The organism is Alkalicoccus chagannorensis DSM 18086 (assembly GCF_000429725.1).
Lineage (GTDB): Bacteria > Bacillota > Bacilli > Bacillales > Salisediminibacteriaceae > Alkalicoccus > Alkalicoccus chagannorensis.
The window spans coordinates 24,900-42,077 of the sequence record NZ_KE386945.1; the positions used below are offsets into that span (position 1 = coordinate 24,900).

The window sequence follows — 17,178 nt, forward strand, 5'->3', positions numbered from 1 at the left end:
GTTCGACTGGTTACAGCGAACGCCACAGCAGCGTACTCTGGGGTCCAAATGCATAATAGGTGACTTCTACAGCACCTGAAATCTCCTGCCAATCACTCTCCCGCGGCTGCTTTTCAATAGCAGCAAAATCTTCCCTCGTTAACGGAAAACCTTGTTCTACTGCCAACTCTCCTGCTGCGAGCATATCTTCTTCTCGTTCAGAAAACAAAGACATCCGCCCGTTTCCGATATAAGCGGCTGTGACCTCACCCGTTTCAAGGTTTCTCACCTCGTAGATACCATCGTCTTCCTCAAGTACGTATCTTTCTCCATCGATCAGGTCTCCTTCTACGGAAGGTAGCTCGGCTGCCGGCATATTGATACTTACCGTTCTTGAAGCCTGGTCCCACCCTACTTGGGCACCTATTCCTTGTGCCAGAGCGCGCACAGGCAGTACTGTTCGATCATTGACAATCTGCAGTGGTGCCCTCAGCGTCTCTTCGCTTCCATTCACGAACATGGAGGAGCTGCCCACTGGAGCATGTACCCTCGTATCTTCATAGGAAATATGGACATCTCTCGCCTCACCATCCCACCTCACCGAAGCACCCATTTCTTCAAATACACTTCGAAGTGGGACGAAGGTGACCCCATTTTCGATGAACGGCCCCTGTGCCTCCTCCATGTTTACCTGTTTCTCATTCACTTCAATCGTCACTTCTGAAGCCCCGGCCCCGTTTGTAAAACCGAGCAGAAAAACACCTGCAGCAGCGGCAGTGATTAAACGCATGTTGATTCCCCCTTGGATGATATCACCTATTATACCATGATCCCCCTGTTCTCCTTTCTTCCAATTGACAAATGAACCAATGGACCTGTTTTCTCAAATATAAAACGAGCATCCGGACGCAGCACCGACTTTTATACCCATCACATTAGAGGTTCTCACACCGGTGCATCCCGAAGTTCTTTTTATGAAGTACAATAAAAAAAGCCGGTCAGGAGCATGTATCGAGTTGTCCTCTATATGCTTTCCTGCATTTCTCGGTTCTAAAATAAATGTTGGGGTAGAGGTTCATTTCCGTGGCATCTTTTCTTCCGTTTCAGGCGGACGCTTGCCAAGTGGCTTGTCCTCCACTCTCCTCGCGTTGCGAGGAGGATTTTCGGACTGCGCTTGATCCCTCTGGCGTCGCCGCCCTTCACTCCTGAAAAGGGTTCGTTTTTGTTTTTTCTTTTCAAAGAGAATCATAGGTCCGCCATTTGAAAAGCGTTTGAGCATTCCTGAACCTAATCAGCCCAACATGTGAATGAGAACCCATTTCTCCCCCTGAACGCATCTACGAAAGAGGCTGCGGAAGGTAATAAGTACAGCAACAGGGCATTGCACCTCCCGCGAAAGAATTTCAATCGGCTACTCCTGCGTTTACTCGTCGCATGTAGACCGTCTGCTCCTGCGTTTACTCGTCGCATGTAGACCGTCTGCTCCTGCGTTTACTCGTCGCATGTAGACCGTCTGCTCCTGCGCTTCCTCGTCGCATGTAGACCGCCTGCTCCTGCGCTTCCTCGTCGCATGTAGACCGCCTGCTCCTGCGCTTCCTCGTCACATGCAGACCGCCTGCTCCTGCGCTTACTCGTCGCATGTAGACCGTCGCTGATCTCTCGCATCTTCTCGGGAACGCCAAAAAGCCGTCAAACTTTTTCAAGAGTGGCATAAGGCTGATCCGATTCCGTTTACGTTTTGGCAGGCGTGGCTCAAATCGCAGAGTGGACCGTCCCAAAACGGCCCGAGAGCGTCGTGTTCTGGTCGTTCACCGGCTCAATATCAAGCCGGTGGCTCCTTTTTTCTTCAGGGCGTCCCGCCTGCGTCTGCTATCCGCCCGTTTCAGGCAGGCAGGCGTCTCCTTTTTTTCGTGAAGCGACCCGCTTTTCCTAGTAAGGAGCTTCTTCGCCTTTCCAACAGGAAGTGCAGCCTTGACTATCAGGGAAGTTACTCCTGCATTAAGCCCCCTATCTTCAAGCTTGCTTGAGGAATAGAAAAAGCGCGCTTCTCTTAACAGGTACGATTTCTTTCACGCATACGTAATACCAGCACTAGCAGCCTTTCATGCAAAAAGTTTCTATTCCCCTTTATCCAGCAAGGAACATAAGCGCAGAGCGCATTTGGTCAGAAAGAAAGTTAGAGCCGCCGCAGATTTTGCAGGGAAAAGAGGGTCTTCTGTCTTCCTGTGCAGCACACGAAGCCGTTGTCTCCTTAGCAGACAAGAATACATTCTTCTCATGCAAAAAAGCCAGCCCGGTTTTCCGGACTGGCTTTTGGTCGTTATGGGGACGTTCGGTTGATGCCGAACATGCGGTCCATGATATTCAGGATCGGACGGTACTCTGTGTTAACGAGTCCGACACGCTCCGCCAGCAGTTCGACTGCAAAGAGCACAATGAGCGTCAATACAAGCGCTCCCCAAAGAGTCGACTGCGAAATAACAACTGCAGCGAGTGCAAAGAAAGCACTAATGCCATAGATCATGAGCACGGTTCCGCGGTGGGAATACCCAAGACGCAGAAAACAGTGGTGCATGTGTGACTTATCCGGTGCTGACAGCGGCTGCTTGTTCACCATGCGGCGGATGATTGCGAACAACGTGTCCGAAATCGGTACCGCGAGGATGATGATCGGAATAAGGAGACTGAAGAGCGTGACACTCTTAAATCCGAGCAGCGAGATGACAGCGATCATGTAGCCGAGGAACAAGGCCCCTGTATCGCCCATGAAAATTTTGGCCGGATGAAAGTTGTAATAAAGAAATCCGATAGTAGAAGCAAGCAGCATCGAAGCCATCGCTACGATGAAGAAGTTTCCGTCCATCACAGCGATTGTCGTGATCGTTGCAAGAACGATCGCAGACACACCTGCAGCGAGACCGTCCAGGCCGTCGATGAGGTTAATCGCGTTCGTGATACCGACAATCCAGAGCAGCGTGAGCGGCAGTCCAAAGATGCCCAGCTGCCAGATCGTGTCAAACGGAAGGTTGATGAACTCCACGTAAATGCCTCCGTAGATAGCAACGACCGCTGCACCGATCTGTCCGAGCAGTTTGATCTTCGCCGACAGCTCGAACATGTCATCCAGTACGCCTGTAATAATGATAATTGTACCACCAATCAGGATCGGCCAGAGATATGGACTTTCCGGCATCGTGATAGCAATACCAATCAGAAAGCTGAAATAGATCGCCAGTCCGCCGAGTCTCGGCATGATCCGCTGATGCACTTTCCGCTGATTCGGCTGGTCTGTCGCTCCGATTTTCACTGCTAGTTTTTTTACTACGGGCGTAAGCAGAACGGCTGCAATAAAGCAGGCAATAAACGTGAGAATATAGTCCAACTAGGTCACTCCCCTGTCTCAATAGTTCCTGATGTATTATTCGTTGTTGTAGATGGTTTTGTGTCGCACCCGCTATGTGAGTCGTTGAAACGATCCCGGACGTTACACCTTTTATGAAAAACAATTTTTGTTTTTTCATACTCCATCTTGCAGTCTACCGTTTTTCTGGCAGAGATAAAAGGGACGAACGACTCACTTCTTCGTTCCAACTGGTCTTCCGCCTATGAAAGCAGGCCTTGAAGAGCGCTTTGGGAGGCCGCTTTTTCTTTTTCTTTGAAGGCTTCCAGTGCTTTCCGTCGTTGGGCAGCATGATCCAATCCATAGAGGACCGCTGCGGTAAGATCCTCGGCAGTCCAGTCGGACGCTTCTACATGTGCGGCCACTGGCTGTCCTGCGGCCGCTGCAAGGGCATCAATTTTCGGGTCATAGGAAAGTGCGGTGAATGGAACGCCGGCAGCGGCTGCGAAAATCAAGGCGTGCAGACGCATACCGATCAGCATGTCCGCATGACCGATGATCGACCACGTTTCTTCTGTCGTCATTCCTGCATCAGCTATAAACGGCCCCTGCTCCGTTCCAGTATGATGCATGTAGGAGATTACTTTCGCAGATGCTTTTGCATCCGCCTCCCCGTGCATCGGTACAAATACAATGCGGTGTCCCTCATCAATCAGGGCGTCGAGCGTTTCCGCCGTTTTTTGAAGATGTCGGTCGGCTTTCGGCCAGTCCCGAACGGATACAGCAACATAAGGTGCTTCATAGGACGCAGCGGGAATGGATGGCTCCCAGGCAAAAACGGCGTCTGGAACGACGTTCACTTCTTTTGTAACACCGATATCCTTGAGCAGCTGCCTGGATGCTTCATCCCGAACGTAGATATCGTCAGTGCGCTGCATCACGTTTTTTACGGCTGCACGGGATGCTCTGCTGTTGAGCGGTCCAATCCCCTGAGCGAATACGGTCACCGGCGTACCCGCTAATCGGGCAAGCTTGATGACACCCCCGTAGTACACAACACTTTTCGGCCCTGTCTGATCCTGAAACAAACTTCCGCCGCCGCTGATAAGCCTGTCTGCTCCCCGGAGCGCCTGATAAACCTCTCCGAATTTCCAACGGTTGACAGCCTGCACGCCGTGCGTACGGCGTGTTTCCTCAGGATCATTGGACAGTACCGTGATTTCGGCGTTGCCGGCTACCCTCTGAATCTGTTGAATCAACGAGGCGAGAATGGCTTCATCCCCAGTGTTCTGAAAACCGAAATAACCTGACAAAACAATACTATTCATGTTCTCACCTTCCTTTTCACAAATGGGATGACCCATGTTTTCACAAGAAGATATACCCCGATCAGAATGACACCGCCAAGAACTCCTATCCCTAATCCAAGCAGCGTCCGTGCAGTAGAAACAAGCAGCGGTGTATGGAGGTGTGTAAACGTCCCTACCATGGAAGCAAAGGCAACCGCTCCACCGAGAAGGAGAAAGGAAGCATACCGAACCTGGTCTTTCCACATATACAATCCCAGCACGAGCAGTGGTATACCGAAAGCAAATTCCGTCGTACGCGGCCGGACAGAGAAGAGGTTCTCCATCGCCTGCCGAATTTCCAGTTCATAAGGAAGGGCAATCCCCGTGTTGCCTGTACGTGTAACATAGAAGAATCCAATTCCCGCCGCAGCGGCTATCAATACGAGATGATAAAACTTAACCGGAAGCTTCATCCAAGCATACCCCGCAAAGAGCGCACCAGCAAGAAGCAGCGGTGCTACGGCAAGGACTTTCACGCCTCGGAACATATCCAAGTGAGCAATATAGTCGGTGCCGTACAGAAGCGTCACGACAAACCAGGCACCGACGAGCGCAGTTCCTGCCCCCTTGATGAACTCCAGCCCCACCCCCTTCGTATCGGTTGGCTGCTTCATGTTCAAAATCGCGTAGGTTGGGGCTGCGATACTGAGAAAGAGCACAATTCCTTTCAGCAGCAGATCGATCTGCAGCAGTGAAATGCCCCAGAAAACGACAAGAGCAGAGATAGCTGCAGGAATGACCAGCTTCGGATGAAAGAAAGAAGCTGCGATTCCTGTAAAAGCTGCTGCTGCTGCAAAAATAATCATTTCAAACCACTGAGGGCTGTCGAAAGAGGGAAAACTCTGCGCACCTTCAGTCGGTTGATCGATCCGATTATGCACCATTTCTGTCATGCTTAGAAACTCCTGTAGCTGCTCTCTCGCTTCTTGTGGTGAATCATAGAACTCCGCAAAGTCCGGAGTTCGGACGAGCAGGTTAAAAAACAACGCATCGACATTCCGCTCATCTACCGCCCTGGAAGATTGAAACACTTCATACGGTGCTCCAAACAAATCGTGGTACGGGTCATCTTCCATGCGGTAGCCGCTTCCGAGCGATTCACTCAAGAGCCTGTTCGGATAGAGCTCCAGCTGCTGCGCCAGCGTATTCATTCCCTGCTGATCGTTAAATTCAATGGTGAACGTATTCAGTTCCAGCTCATTCATGTAGGAAGCCAGCTGCTCAATGACTTCCGGCTCTCCTGCACCAGTGACTTCATTACCGGCAAAGAGAAGGTGCGTCGCCAACTCCATGTCTGCCAGCTGGGAGTAGAGGATATGATCTTCGACTTCGGCAGCGAATTCATTATCCAGCCTTGGCAGCGGCTTCAAGCCAGCCTCTTCAATAGATTCAACCGCTTCCTGATCAAACGTGATGGCTTCCTGAAAAACGCCTGGAGAAGCATACGGCATATACAGGAAGTCCGTTCCATCAATATCAATCATTTCAACCGTCGTCTCTTCATCTCTTGTATAGTTCAGCACCTCAAGGATCGGCTCCGTATATGGATGATCGGGATCAATCACTTCTACGAAATAAGCACGATGGTCCGGGAGGTCTTCCCGATCTACATCAAAATCACGAATGAGTTCATCCTCGTCGACCAGCTCCAGCAGATCCTCCGAGACAAGGTCACTCATGGTCAACGGCTCTATGGCGACAGACTGCACCTGGTTGGATACAGAATGAAACACTTCTTCCTCCGTCATTTCCGAATCTTCAGCAAGACTCAGCACATCATCATATGGAATAACGATCTCATACGAGTCGTTCCCTTCTTCTACGGCAACCCTTTCCCACAAAAACGGGATGGATACAGCCATACAGATCAGAAGAAGGATCCACAGCCACTTTACTATATTCATGAACTCTCTCCTTTACATCTACTTCTGTTCATCTTGGTGTCCGACAGTACGAGCGAGTCTTGCTCCAATGACCGGAATCCGGCGCAGCTCATCCGCGCTGAGCGCGCGGAAGAAGAGCAGCATGCCGCTGTAGAGCACGCCGCCAACACCTATAGCACCTAAGCTGTAGAGAAGTGCTGCGGTTCTCGTCCAGTCGGCCGGATCCAGAACCAGGAGCGGGCCTCCTACGGCTGCTCCCATTAACAGTGCAGCGAGAAGAATGCGTCCTTCCCGATTGCCGGTCATACGGAAACGAACCGTCCTTTTCATCATATACAAATTCCACCCTGAAAGAAGGATGTAGGCCGCAAGTGTTGACCAGGCTACTCCGATCAGACCGAAATAGCGAATCAGCACAATGTTCAGCAGAATCTTAAACAGGGAAACTACCAGCACAATGCCTGCGGAAAGTACCTGTTTATTCAACCCCTGCAGAATTCCAGTAGTAAGGACGGCAAATGAGGTCGCTGCTGCACCAACGTGGACGACAGCAAGCACGCTGCCTGCCATCGTATCGCCGAACAGAGCGAGATTCAAGGGAACCGTTAAAACAGTCAGGCCCACTGCCGCAGGCCAAGCCGTGACGTGCATGAACTTCATGGCCTGCTCTGTCACCCGGGTTGTCCGAGCATGGTCGCCGGCCGCCAGCGACGAAGTAATGACCGGAATCAGTGGTAAAATCAGGGCCTGCGCAAACACGACGGCAATCTGAACGAGGGCAATCCCACGTCCGTAATAACCGAACTGGGAAGCAATGTCCAGCTCTTCTGCACCGGCAGCCCGGAGCTGCCCTGGAACCGTCACCGAATCAATAAAGTTAACGAGCGCCATAGCCAGTGCACCTACACAAATCGGCAGCGCCATAACGAGAATCGTTTTCGTCCACCTCCGGTATGTCTGCCACGTGTAATTGCTCTGCGCAGCAGGCCGCATGCCCCTGCGCACAAACGTCCAGCGCAGATAAAAGAGAGAGGCCGCCGCGCCAATAATCGAGCCGATCATGACCCCACCCGCTACCACCGGGGCGCTGTATCCCTGCACCACGAGAATCCAGGCAAACAGGAGGATGAAGAATACTCGCACAAACTGCTCAATCACCTGAGAGACGGCTGTCGGCGTCATATCCTGAAATCCTTGAAAATACCCGCGGTAAACAGCCATGTATGGCGCAATCAAAAGCGTCGCCGAGACGGCAATCAGCGCCGGTGCAGTGAAGGTTCCTCCAAGAAGGTGTGAAATCGGCTGATACAGGAGGGCGATCAGAAGGAACATCGCGGTTCCGAATGTGAAAGCGAGAATACTCCCCGTCACATAAATCGACCGGACATCGTCTTCTGATCCTCTTGTTCTCGCTTCTGAAATCAGCTTGGATACAGCCAGAGGGATGCCGGCCACCGATAAAATCAGAACCGCCATATAGACAGGGTAGACAATGGAAAAAATGCCGAACACTTCGTCCCCTGCGATATTCTGCAGCGGGATACGGAACAAACTGCCGAGCAGCTTCGACACAAGCGAGGCCGCAGTAATGATCAGCGCCCCTCTGACAAAGCTCTGGCTCATCGTTTCCGCTTCTCTCTCATGATACGGACCGCAAACCGCGGAAGTGCTCCCATCCGTTTAATCCGGGAAGGCTGCACCATCAAACGATACAGCCACTCCACATGAAGCTTCTGCCAGATTTTCGGTGCCCGCTTCATCTCACCGGCGAGCACGTCAAAACTGCCGCCGATCCCCATGAATACTCCGTGGTCAAAGGACGGAGAGTACTGCGCAATCCATTTTTCCTGCCTGGGGAGGCCGAGTGCAGCGAAGACATAGTCCGGCTGTTTTTCCGCGATGTCCTTGGCGATGGAATCATCTTCCATGTCAAAATAGCCGTGATGACTTCCGGCAATCTCAATCCCGGGGAACTCCTCGCGTACAACGGCCAGTGCTTTTTGAAGCGTTTCTTCCTTTGCACCGAGAAAATAGACAGACTGTTGCATATGATCTGCCGTCGCTAAGAGACGCATAAATAAATCAAAGCCAGCCACCCGTTCTGGAAGCGGTGATCCGAGCAGCTCTGCTCCCTTCACGACCCCAATCCCGTCAGCAGTCACAAAATCCGCAGCCAGCAAGCTCTCTCTATAGGCCGGGTCTTCTTCTGCCTTCATGATAATTTCCGGATTAGCCGTCACAACAAAGGCTTTCTCTTTCTGCTCTGCCCGGCGCACGAGTTCTGCTGCAAGGTCGTTGAGCGTCGTATGTACAATCGGTATACCTAAAACATCAACCGTTTTCTTCATGTAAATGGGTCACCATCCCTCTATTAACTCTTCTGCATCATAACAAATTTCTGCTGTGTTGGGAATCGTTCCTATGAGATAGTCATTCTGCCCCCTGAAGAACCCAATTCCGCCCCGCAGCAGAAAAATGAGCTCTCTTTCATCCTTCGGTCCTCTTTTTTATACCAGCTTTAGGAATCACCGGCATCGTGATCCGCCCGGGAAGGCCCCACTACCGGCGTCTATTTTCCTAAACAGGGCGGCCGATCCATCTACCGCTTCATTTTTCTTCTGCAGAAACAAAAAAGGACCTCCATGTGCTATACTAGACGATGTTCCAATGGTAGAGATCTGGATAGACGAACACCTGAAGAGGTTGAAGGAGCGGAACAATATGTTGAAATTTGTACAGAAAATCATCGGCGAGGAACAAGACCGCCGACTAAAAAAGTACCGGAAGATGATTGATCAGATTAACGATAAAGAACCAGACATAGAAAAACTGACCGACGAAGAGCTGCAGCAGAAAACCGTGGACTTCAAACAGCAGATCGAAGACGGAACTACCGTAGATGACCTTACGATAGAAGCTTTCGCTGTGGTTCGCGAAGCTTCCAGACGCGTGCTCGGGCTGCGGCACTTCGATGTGCAGCTGATGGGTGGACTCACGCTTTTGGAATCCGACATAGCCGAGATGGCAACAGGAGAGGGCAAAACCCTCGTCGCCTCTCTTCCAAGCTATTTGAAGGCATTGGAAGGACGCGGGGTTCATGTCATCACCGTCAACGACTACCTCGCATCCAGAGACCGGGAGCTGATCGGGCAGGTGCATGAGTTTCTCGGACTGACCGTAGGACTAAACATCAACGGGATTTCCCCCGGGGAAAAGGTACGTGCCTACAAAGCGGACATCACGTACGGCGTCGGTTCTGAATTCGGCTTTGATTATCTGCGGGATAATATGGTCACGAAAACAACCGACCGCGTCCGCCGCAGACCTTATCACTATGCAATCATTGACGAAATTGATTCGGTGTTGATCGATGAAGCCAAAACGCCGCTCATCATTGCCGGAAAGCGAAGTGTCCGTCCGAACTTGTACCATGTCTGTGCCAAACTTTCCGGTTCATTTAAAGAAGATGTCGACTATATCTATGACCGCGAAAGCCGATCCGTCAACTTTACCGAAGCCGGCATCACGAAAGTGGAACGTGCATTCGGGATTGATAACCTTTATGACCTCGAACACCAGACGCTTTATCACTATGTCATTCAAGCGCTGCGTGCCCGCGTGATGTTCCATCTTGATGTGGAGTACATCGTGGAAGAAGGAGAAATCAAGCTTGTTGACATGTACACGGGTCGAGTCATGGAGGGCCGAACATTGAGCGATGGCCTTCATCAGGCAATTGAGGCGAAAGAAGGACTGACCATCACAGAAGAAAATAAGGCACAGGCAACGATCACCGTGCAGAACTTCTTCCGCCTTTACCCTTCCTTGGCCGGAATGACAGGCACAGCGAAAACAGAAAAGCAGGAATTTCAACAGCTCTACGGCATGACGGCAATCGAAATTCCGACGAATCATCCCCGCATCCGGGAGGATCGTGAAGACAAGATTTACTATACGATCCACCAGAAGCTGCAGGCTCTGTCGGAGGAAGTTGAACTAAGACATGCGACAGGTCAACCGGTCCTTATCGGGACAACATCGATCATCCAGTCCGAAACCGTAGCTCAATACCTGGACACAAAGGGCATTCCGTATGAAATCCTGAACGCGAAAAGCGTGGATCAGGAAGTCAACCTCATCTCACTCGCCGGACAAAAAGGGCAGGTGACGATTGCGACCAACATGGCTGGACGAGGTACTGATATCATGCTCGGAGAAGGGGTCCATGAGCTGGGCGGTCTGTACGTACTCGGGACAGAAAAGCATGAAAGCCGCCGTATAGATAATCAGCTCCGCGGGCGTTCCGGACGACAGGGAGACCCGGGAACAACGGAGTTCTTCGTTTCTATCGAAGACGATATGATGAAACGCTTTGCCCGGGAAGAACTTGAAAAGTGGCAGGAATCGCTCACCGCCGATGAAACGGGGTTGATTCACGAGAGAGAAGCGGCCGAATTTATCGAAAAAGTGCAGCGTATGTGTGAAGATGCTCATTATGCCCAGCGCGAATATACGCTTAAGCTGGACGATGTGATCAATGAGCAGCGGGATGTCATCTACAAACTGCGTAACAGCATTTTAGAATCAGATCAGCCGCTTGCGTTTGTCACCGAGATGATCCAAACCTCGGTGAAAGCACAGGTCGATAAGCTCTGCCCGGATTACATGCTCCCGGAAGAATGGGATTTGGATACCCTCTTTATCCGGTTGAATCACATGCTTCCGCATGAAGATCTTCAGCCTCCGGCAGACATGGAAGATAAGAGCGACATCGATGCCCTCGTAGAGGAGAGCCTGGAGCGCTACATCATGTTCATCGAACAGTACCAGGAGGATGCCCGCCTTCAGTCCGACACGAAGCAGATGCTGCTTCTCGTCCTCGACCGGAGATGGCTCCAGCATCTCGATGATATGAGCCGCTTAAAGGAAGGGATCGGCCTTCGGATGTACCAACAGGAAGACCCACTCCGCATCTACCTGCGGGAAGGATTCGAAGTGTTCGAGAAAACCTTCCACAATATCCAGTATGATGCAGCCATGCAGACAGCGCGCCCAATGCGGAAACGTGCCGAAGCTGCCTTGGATGAAGGAAAATCCAGAAGGAGGAAATAATCATGCTTCCATTTTTCAAAAAGAATCAAAAAGAACAGCTGCAGATGGAAGGACAGGACGCACCTGTCTCTTCTAAAGAGCTCCTTGAGGAGTCCGCAGAGAGTGAAGCGAAAAGTGTGGAACCTCAGCTTTCCGTTCATCCAGAATGGAAAATACCTGAAGAAGACATGTACGCTTTTCGGTTTCTCCATAATGAATGTGAGCCGCTGCTGCCGAACCAGGTGTCTCTCTCCGGCATGAACATGCAGGAAGACAATGGCACGTTCACGTTTAACGCTTTTGTCCGACACAGTATCAACAAAAAACTGAAACTGGAAGATGCTGTTATTATTATAATGGATGAGGACAACCGTGTGCTTGGCCGAAAAACGTTTGACCTTCGTGATCTCGGCGAACTGCCGCCAAACGCAAGCCGTCCGTGGCAGTTCACGTTCACCCCGAAGGATCTGTTCACTGAGGAAATCCCTCAGACAGGCTGGAAGCTCGCTTTCCAACTGCAGCCATCCTCCAGAAAGCACACGCTCGACCTGAGCGACTCCTGGAAACGATCCCTCGCACAGGAAGCACGCCAGAAGCTCACAAGAGCGGTGAATGACATGGAAGCGCCGAAGCCGGGAGAAGTCAATTTCATGGGTCTCAAAGCGCAGTTCGCTGAAGACGCCCTTCATGTCACCCTGCTGATCCGGAATGGCGGCGAGAAGAACATTAATATCGAACAGCTGCCTCTGGAAGTAACAGACGCCGAGGGGGACATCATTGCATCAGGTGGGTTTAAACTGGACCCGCCCCTGCAGGTGAAATCGAACACGAGTAAGCCGTGGAACTTCGTTTTCCATTCCTCTTCTTTGAAAAAGGAAAATCCTGATCTCTCTCGCTGGAAGGCTTACCCGCCTAAAAAGGAAAATAAAAGCGACCAATAACTAATGTTTGACCAAAAGCGCAAAGCGCCTTTTGGTCGGAACGGCGAGTATCGAAGGTTTAATGGAGAAAGCGGAAGTTCTTCATGCTTCCCGTAAAGCCGATAAAGCAGCCGCGTCCTGGATGAAAACTGATATATTCCAATCACCTAAAAAAATAGAAAACGCCCTTGAAAGTCATAACGACTTTCAAGGGCTTTCTTTTCAAGAGACAGGCTCCTGCCTTTATTACCGCACGTGATAGTACTCTTCTAGACCGTCCACGATCGACGCCGCAGCGCTGCGGCGGAAGGAATCCCGCCGAAGCTTTTCAGCATCTTCCGGATGATCCATAAAAGCAATCTCCATGAGAATCGATGGCATTTCAGCATTTCTCAACACACTGAAATTCGCTTCATCTACTCGTCGATAATGCGTGCCAAGCCGGCTGACCATCGCATCCTGAATACTGTGCGCCAGATTTTCTGAATGTGCACTGCTGTAGGACGCATTCCAGAACGTTTCTGAGCCGCGTGCCTGTCCATTGAAGGCATTGGCATGAACGCTGATGAACAAGTCGGCATACTCACGGTTCGCAAGTTCAGCTCGTTCCTGCAGTTCGAGGAAGTAATCATCTGTTCTTGTCATAATCACTTCTGCACCTGCTGCTTCCAGCATTTCCTGTGCGTATAGACTTACATCCAGGTTGATGTCTTTCTCCAGCATGCCGCCCGCTTGAGCTCCAGCATCTCCCGCTCCGTGTCCTGCATCAATTACGACCCGTTTCCCTTCAAGGCCGGGTGGGAGGAATGTCAGCGTAATCGACCCGGATGATTCACGGTAGACATAATGGTAATCAGGTTCAAGTTCGAAATCGACGTAAGTATCTCCTCCGGACGTCCATTCACGAACTTCACTAATAGCCGCATGCACCGCATTAGGTACATCAATATCGGTTGCATTCGTACGGATTCTGAGGCCGTCTGATCTTTCCTCTGTCACCGACACAGACGTGCCACCGATTTTGTGCATCGTCAGTACACTCCGTGCAGGACTCTGATCCCACTGAGGGGCACCCAGAAGCCGCATTCTTTCATTCTCATGCTGCAGATGGAGATAGTGAGAATGAACATAACCTTGGGTTCCACTGCCATCATTGATCCTTACCCATTCACTATCAAATGCTTCAACAGTGACCTCTTCCCCATTCGTCAGCCTCCCCGTCTGTGGTGTAGAAGCAGACGGTCCCTGCCGCACGTTGAGGTGGCCGGTATGGGAATCCACCGTCCCACTGATCTGCTGATCACTCAGTTCCTCTTCAGAAAGGACATCCTCTTCTGCTGATTCCCCCCGGTGAATATCCACCGACCGGTCATCGTGAGTGTAAGAAACGTCGGCATCAAACGTTTCAGCAAAAAAACGAAGCGGAATCATCGTATGTCCATTTACAATACCCGGCTCCACTCCTGGATAAATCCGTTCACCATTCACATAGGAGGCTTCTGCATCAATATCGAACCGTACACTGGTACTGCCGTCTTCTGCGTGAACCTGGCGGGTGTCATTATCCCAACGCACTTGAATATCAAGTGCTTCACTCACGGAACGAAACGGAACCAGAAGATGGTTATTTCTGTTGAAAGGTTCTTCTGCAAATTCGATCTCCACGTCATTCACAGAAATGAGGTAGCCTTTGCGTATAAATTCCTTCGATACATACCTTGTACCGCCTTCATACTCAATTTCATAGAAAGCACCGGATTCACCTGTAATATGTACGGCAGAACGACTTTCCACTTGTCCGATGACCTGTTCCGGCTGATATCCCGGCTCGGCTCGCACGTTCAGTTCCTCAAACCCCTGCACGTAGCCGGTCTCTGATGATTCTGCTCCGACCGCCGTCACCATTCCTGTAAGCAGAACAATGAGTGCAGCAAGAAAGGATATGATTGTGATCTTTCTCATCCTTATCCTCCTCCTCCATAATGTTGTACTTATGATAATATACCACATTTTTTTGCATATTAAAGAGATTTTCAGAAGAGAGGGCCTTATGACCCCCCTTCTTTCTCAACGGATCGACGGCGCACCTTTCCCGGCCATTTCAAACGGAGAATGCCGTCGTTCTCTGCCAATGAGCATACCCCAGAACCTAGACACACAGTATCTTTTTCGGAACGGGTTACGCCGCTGCAGTTTGTTGAAGGGAAAAACAGGCTTTGCCTTCTTCCCTGTCAGCGTACAAAGCCGCCTACATATCTCTCAGAACAAAAGCGCGGAGCGCCTTTTGGCCGGAACGTCGTGTACCTCAAGCTTTTCGAGGGAAGCAAGAGGGTTTCTTTCTTCCCGTGCATCGAATGAAGCCGCGGTCTTCTTGTATGAACACTAATACTTCCTATACGAAGAACAAAAGCGCAAAGCGCCTTTTGGTCGGAACGGCGTGCGGAAGCGCTGCAAGCTTTTTGAGGGAAGAAAACGTTCTTTGTTTCTTCCCGAGCAGCGAATGGAGCCGCCGTCACACTGTATGAAAACTTATACATTTCTATCATGCAAAAAAAGAGCCGGCTCCAACGTTCTTTGAGCCGGCTCCTTGACGAATAGAAGGGTCAAGGGTAAGGTTTCTACTTTATTTCTCTTTTAACGGAAAGAAGGGAAATCCATACGGTCAATATACGCACCGTGGATGAAGCCTCGGTCCGCGTCCGGCTTATCCCCCTGCACCTCATACCAGAGGGCATTTCCATTGCGAAGTTCGTCATGGATAATCACCGGCATGCCAGCATCACTGTATCGATACAAGGCATCACGGGACGTGCCCGCTTCGGGGCGGACGTTCAATCCGGACGTGTTCGTTACACCGAGATCATAGGAGGCATAATCTTCCTCGCCGAGAAAACGATCCGCACGATACATATGACCCGCGATTTTCTGTCCCCAGAACATATCAGAAGCATAACGAATGTTGAAGCCAAGGGCTTTATGGCCTTTCACCGATCCACTAAAGCGCCAGTTTTCCACATTGCCGTAAGTTTCTTTCATGTGCATACCGGCAAACAAAATACTGTCTTCAAAGCTGTGGAATTCATCTGCGTTTCCATAAGGATCTTCATCGGTAGCATTGAGCCCGAACAAGTTGTTCTTATCTTGAGCAATCTCACTTCGTCCCCAAGAACTTTCATGAATCGCTTTGGCCATCAGGTAAAGCGCATTGATGCCATACTCTTCTTCTGCTTCTTTAAAGGAATCTCCTTCACCTGCTAGTGGGCTGGCTCCACTAGGTGCAGCTTCTTCCAGGAAACGGTCCAGATCTTCCGCACTGTAGTTCGTGCTGGAGTGAACGGACAATTTATTGAAATACTGCGGCTGTTCTCCTTCAAAAGAACCGTCGGTGGTGTAGAACGATGATCCGTCTTCACTCAAATATTCCGTTCCTTCTGAGAGAAAAGAAGGTGCTGGTCCGAAGCTGTAGCTCGTGTAGGAGTCAGCAATCGGGTTATACAATCTGTGATATAGCGTTCCACCCGATACTTCATAATGATTTCGACCTTCTACTCTCTCCGTCGGGATCAACTCTACATCATCCATGTCCATGTAGCCGGATGCTCCAGCATAGCTCACTTCCACGTACCCCGGACCGGCCCCCTGATAATTGAACTCCGAACCAAAGGCACGGTTGCCGGATGCGTAAGTTTTAGATGTAACAAGGTTGCGCGCCGTATACACGTTCACGGTCCCATTCGATACCTGTTTCGGGAGAACAAGTCCGTCTTCCATTTTGACGATTCTATCGTCGGACAACAGCAGCGTACGGCTGTTGTTCATTGCTGCTTCCGCTTCTTCATACGTGTCGTAAGAAGAACCTTGCACCGTAATACTGCCGTCACTATCAATGGATGCAGTGCGGTATGTACCGTCGTCGACATCCGGCAGTTCACTTTCCGGCTCGTCTTCTTCTTCCGGCGGATCAACTTCTTCACGGAAATCCGCTGCGGCATCCTGCATTCTCGTAATAAAGGCAGCTGCCTGAGCCCTTGTTGCGCTGTCTTTCGGAGCAAAGCGGAACGAGGTTCCTTCTTCGTCTGCAGGATGTCCTGTGATTACACCGTAGAAGTAGTTCGCTTCAACGGCACTGCGGTGGGAAGAGTGGATGTCCGCTTCATCAATGAAGACACTTTCCTCCAGCTGCTGGGAAGGCATGTCGAGTACGTTTGTCATGGCACGGTAGATCAGCGTCGCCATTTCTTCTCGTGTGATTTCCTGATCCGGGGCAAACCCGCCATCAGGATAACCCTGAATCAACCCTGCGGAAGAGGCTCGAAAAATCCCCTCTGCAAAAGTATGACTGCTGTCTACATCATTGAATCGCCCTTCATCTGGCTGATATGGCAGATCCAGAGCCCTTGCGAAAAACGTGGCGAACTGCGCTCTTGTTACAGCCTCATCCGGCCTTGCTGTGCCATCCGGAAACCCTGCAAGAATGTCGCGTTCCACCGCTTTATTCATCTCTTTCTCGAGGGAATGCCCCTCCACGTCACTGAACGATGAAGCTGAAGCAGGCTGGGTCAGACCAAATGATAATATCATCACCAACACAGCCATCATGGTTCGTTTCAGCATGG

General features: G+C 50.8%; 10 protein-coding genes. 2 read left to right on the forward strand and 8 right to left on the reverse strand.

Annotated elements, in window-relative coordinates; translation table 11 throughout:
• Window positions 1-10: 10 nt before the first annotated feature.
• The 6 genes from G477_RS20710 to G477_RS0116935 form a co-directional block, all read right to left on the reverse strand.
• Complete coding sequence (locus G477_RS20710; RefSeq protein WP_026698921.1) at window positions 11-769, reverse strand: copper amine oxidase N-terminal domain-containing protein; 759 nt, start codon at window positions 767-769, stop codon at window positions 11-13.
• A gap of 1,530 nt (window positions 770-2,299) precedes the next feature.
• On the reverse strand, window positions 2,300-3,361 hold the full coding sequence (locus tag G477_RS0116915; protein WP_026698922.1) for a glycosyltransferase family 4 protein: 1,062 nt from the start codon (window positions 3,359-3,361) through the stop codon (window positions 2,300-2,302).
• Window positions 3,362-3,582: 221 nt separating this feature from the next.
• Window positions 3,583-4,647, reverse strand: coding sequence for a polysaccharide pyruvyl transferase CsaB (csaB, locus tag G477_RS0116920; protein ID WP_026698923.1), 1,065 nt, complete (start codon window positions 4,645-4,647; stop codon window positions 3,583-3,585).
• Window positions 4,644-6,572: a DUF5693 family protein gene (locus G477_RS0116925; RefSeq protein ID WP_026698924.1), complete on the reverse strand. Its 1,929-nt coding sequence runs from the start codon at window positions 6,570-6,572 to the stop codon at window positions 4,644-4,646. Before G477_RS0116925 ends, csaB begins: the two co-directional genes overlap by 4 nt.
• Before the next feature lie 18 nt (window positions 6,573-6,590).
• Window positions 6,591-8,174 carry a putative polysaccharide biosynthesis protein gene (locus tag G477_RS0116930; protein ID WP_026698925.1) on the reverse strand — a complete coding sequence of 528 codons (1,584 nt, stop codon included), beginning with the start codon at window positions 8,172-8,174 and terminating at the stop codon, window positions 6,591-6,593.
• Window positions 8,171-8,899, reverse strand: coding sequence for a WecB/TagA/CpsF family glycosyltransferase (locus tag G477_RS0116935; RefSeq protein WP_035212321.1), 729 nt, complete (start codon window positions 8,897-8,899; stop codon window positions 8,171-8,173). The genes G477_RS0116930 and G477_RS0116935 overlap by 4 nt, the downstream gene beginning before the upstream one ends.
• Window positions 8,900-9,272: 373 nt before the next feature.
• On the opposite strand from G477_RS0116935, the gene secA2 reads away from it, so the two are divergent.
• On the forward strand, window positions 9,273-11,663 hold the full coding sequence (gene secA2 / locus G477_RS0116940; protein ID WP_026698927.1) for an accessory Sec system translocase SecA2: 2,391 nt from the start codon (window positions 9,273-9,275) through the stop codon (window positions 11,661-11,663).
• A 2-nt stretch (window positions 11,664-11,665) separates the two neighbouring features.
• On the forward strand, window positions 11,666-12,583 hold the full coding sequence (locus G477_RS0116945; RefSeq protein ID WP_026698928.1) for an accessory Sec system S-layer assembly protein: 918 nt from the start codon (window positions 11,666-11,668) through the stop codon (window positions 12,581-12,583).
• Window positions 12,584-12,808: 225 nt separating this feature from the next.
• Here G477_RS0116945 and G477_RS20715 read toward each other — a convergent pair whose 3' ends face one another.
• Both G477_RS20715 and G477_RS20115 read right to left on the reverse strand, forming a co-directional pair.
• Window positions 12,809-14,524, reverse strand: coding sequence for an N-acetylmuramoyl-L-alanine amidase (locus tag G477_RS20715; RefSeq protein ID WP_051288178.1), 1,716 nt, complete (start codon window positions 14,522-14,524; stop codon window positions 12,809-12,811).
• 672 nt (window positions 14,525-15,196) lie between these two features.
• Window positions 15,197-17,176 (reverse strand): S-layer homology domain-containing protein, encoded by a 1,980-nt coding sequence (locus G477_RS20115; protein ID WP_051288180.1) that lies wholly within the window; start codon window positions 17,174-17,176, stop codon window positions 15,197-15,199.
• Window positions 17,177-17,178 lie beyond the last annotated feature (2 nt).